The organism is Acetobacter malorum, assembly GCF_002153605.1.
Lineage (GTDB): Bacteria > Pseudomonadota > Alphaproteobacteria > Acetobacterales > Acetobacteraceae > Acetobacter > Acetobacter malorum_A.
This window is the reverse complement of record NZ_JOPG01000097.1, coordinates 1-321: the sequence shown is the minus strand read 5'-3', so window position 1 is coordinate 321 and position 321 is coordinate 1. Positions and strand designations below refer to the sequence as shown.

The window sequence follows — 321 nt, the reverse complement described above, 5'->3', positions numbered from 1 at the left end:
CGGTAATCCCCCCATAAAAAGAGTGGCTTTTGAATGAGAATTTTCTCAGCGTGAGGATGAGGAGATTCTGATGAAGAGTGATCGCTTTACTGATGCCCAGATTATGGGCGTGATCCGCCAGGCTGAGGGCGGCGTCTCTGTTCCTGACCTGTGCCGGGAGCACGGGATCAGCAACGCCACGTTTTACCGATGGTGCGCGAAATATGGCGGCATGGATGCGTCAATGATCAGTCAGATGAAGGCTCTGTAAGAGGAGAACCGTCGGCTGAAGCGGATGTATGCGGATCTGAGCATGCAGACGGATATCCTGAAGGAGGCCCT

Annotated in this window: 1 pseudogene; it reads left to right on the top strand. The window is 53.6% G+C overall.

The window, feature by feature from the left end:
* Nucleotides 1-70 precede the first annotated feature (70 nt).
* A pseudogene (locus HK23_RS14100) lies at nucleotides 71-321 on the top strand (transposase); the annotation flags it as partial.